This is a genomic window from Verrucomicrobiota bacterium (genome assembly GCA_034440155.1).
GTDB lineage: Bacteria > Verrucomicrobiota > Verrucomicrobiia > JAWXBN01 > JAWXBN01 > JAWXBN01.
Map to the genome: position 1 here is coordinate 1 of JAWXBN010000068.1, position 2,540 is coordinate 2,540.

The 2,540-nt window shown below is 51.9% G+C and carries 2 protein-coding genes; both read right to left on the reverse strand.

Going from position 1 to position 2,540, the window contains the following annotated elements:
* Positions 1-105 precede the first annotated feature (105 nt).
* Positions 106-1,644, reverse strand: coding sequence for a xylulokinase (xylB, locus tag SGI98_07245; GenBank protein MDZ4743200.1), 1,539 nt, complete (start codon positions 1,642-1,644; stop codon positions 106-108).
* A 147-nt stretch (positions 1,645-1,791) separates the two neighbouring features.
* Positions 1,792-2,253 (reverse strand): DUF6790 family protein, encoded by a 462-nt coding sequence (locus SGI98_07250; protein ID MDZ4743201.1) that lies wholly within the window; start codon positions 2,251-2,253, stop codon positions 1,792-1,794.
* Between the last annotated feature and the right edge of the window lie 287 nt (positions 2,254-2,540).

The following is a 2,540-nucleotide window of genomic DNA, read 5'->3' on the forward strand; positions in this document are numbered from 1 at the left end:
CCATCCTCACCTTATCCCCTAGCGGCAAAAGAATAGGAATAAGGCCGGAGTGGCACTTAGTTAAGGAATATTATGTACGAGTCATGTAAGGGGTGCTGCCCCAGCTCAAGACATTAAAAACGAGCTGAGCAATTTACGGTGCTCACTAAAGAGTGTGCTGCAATCCAGGGCGAAACGGTCTTGGATCGCCTGGAGTTTGCGGTAAGTAGCGACATTCTTCGCGATCGGTTTAACCAAAGTCTTGCGGTCCACCTTCACAAATTTTTTGCACAGGGCCTGGATCGAGGTCTTCCGGCCTTGGGCAAGCTCGTAGCACCACATGGCTTGTACAGCACCACCGAGGGCAGCCCCTTCACCCGTTTCGAGGCATACGACTGGGCAACCAAAGATATCAGCCATGATCTGGCGCCAGACGGCGGAGTTTGCCCCGCCTCCGGTAATCCGGATCTCAGTGGGTTTGATCCCGAGAGTGCGCAGGCGGTTGAGCCCGTAATTCATCCCGAGGGTCACCCCTTCCATTGCAGCACGCGCAAAATGCGCCGGGGTAAAGGTACGGGTATTTACCCCAAAATAAACCCCGGTACCATCCGGGACATTTGGTGTGCGTTCACCCTCTAGGTAAGGAATGAGCATTAACCCATCGGAGCCGGGTTTGATTTTAGCGACTTCGGTGGAAAGTTTTTCATTGGTCCAGCCAAAGGATTTTTTCACCATCTCTGTGGCGACAGTCACATTCATCGTGCAAAGGAGAGGCATCCACGCACCTGTACTATCGCAGAATGCAGCAATTTGGCCTTCGGCATCGACGACAGGTTTTTTTGAGTAAGCATAAATCGTCCCGCTGGTGCCAAAACTCGCCGTGACACAACCCTCCTCCACATTACCGGTGCCGATCGCCCCCATCATATTGTCCCCCCCACCGGAACTCACGACCACAGCCGGGCCGAACCCAAAGAGTCTGGCCACATCAGGACGGACGATTCCCGCCGGTTGATCAGAGGAACGAAGCGCGGGTAATTTGCTCGCAAGCTTCGGATCAATGGCGTTAATGACCTCCTTGCGCCATTTGCGCGTGCGCACATCCATGAGGGCTGTGCCGCTGGCTTCCCCATGTTCCATGGTTTTCTCGCCCGTCAGCCAGTAATTGATATAATCATGGGGCAAAAGGACGCAATCGAGTTTGGCATAGTTCGCGGGTTCATTTTGTTTCAGCCAGAGGATTTTTGAGGCGGTGAATCCAGCGGGGATGGAGTTCCCGATCATGGAAATGGTCTTTTTTACGCCACCGAGCTTTTTAATCATTTCATCACACTGCTTTACTGTCGAGGTATCACACCAGAGTTTGGCCGGGCGGATCACGTTACCTTTGGCATCGAGGGGGACGAACCCGTGTTGCTGGCCGGACACCCCGATTCCCGCGACATCCGAGGGTTTGATCTTGGAGGCTTTGATCGCCTTAGCGATCGTATTTCTGACCGCATCGATCCAATCCTTTGGATTCTGTTCCTTTGCACCGGCAGGCAGACCTTTGACCATCTCATAAGCTTGGGAGGCGCTCCCGAGGACTTTGCCGGAGGCTCCGTCCACAACGATTGTTTTTGTACTTTGAGTGCCGCTATCGATCCCGATGAAATATTTGCCCATAAGTTTTTTTGTTCCTTGGATTTTTGCCGCCGGATCCTCCGACAGTGATTGTTTGTTTTATCTAACGGACACCGATGGATTTGCACAGAAGAAAAATTCCCGATCCCAGACCCAAACAGAACTTCCTCATCCACTATAAGCCCCGGCCTATTGACTCGGTCTTGTCCGGTAAAGCATCGAGGTGAGCGTCACGGGAATCAAAATATCCGTCCAGAACCATGAACCCGCATTGCCTGAGGAAAAGTCATGGGCAGACACCATCTGGATCACATGTCCCACGGCATCCCCGCCCAACCACACACTCAAAGCTATTCCGGCCGCGAGCTTGTAGCTATAGGACGCACGCAGTGCCATTAGACAAGTCACCCCCATCGCTAGGTTCGCTATCCCGACCTCGTACTCAAACGGACTGGGTGCCCACCCGATAGACGCGGAAGCGATCTTTGAGAAAAACACATGGAAAACGAAAGTATAAACTCCCATGACTCCCCCGCACAGGAAAAGGACCCACCGGAGTAATTCACCCGGATACCCTCCCGCTTTCTTCCCCGAGCAAATTGCCGCAATCAAAAAAGCCCCAATGTAGAGAACAACATTGATATTCTCCATAAACAGTGAAATCAATAATCCAATCATCTAATCAGCCTGTTTTTTTAGGTTTTATCCTTCGAGTCGTCTATAACAAGTAGGCTGGACTGGAGAGTCATCTGAGCTTGCAGTAGCATGATGTGTAACGCGCAATTTGCTTCACAAAGGGTGGGGTGGACTGGCCGGGGGGATGGTTACAGGGAACCTGCGGCGAAATTTGTATTCAAAATCTTGTCCTTGGATTTTTGAATGCCGGTATTGGCGAGGTCGCTGGTGGGATTAAAAGACTGGGCTTGGAGGTACCAGAC

Coding starts and splice junctions, on each gene's coding strand:
- SGI98_07250 (MDZ4743201.1), bottom strand. CDS start 2,253: ATGGAGAATATCAATGTTGTTCTCTACATTGGGGCTTTTTTGATTGCG.
- xylB (MDZ4743200.1), bottom strand. CDS start 1,644: ATGGGCAAATATTTCATCGGGATCGATAGCGGCACTCAAAGTACAAAA.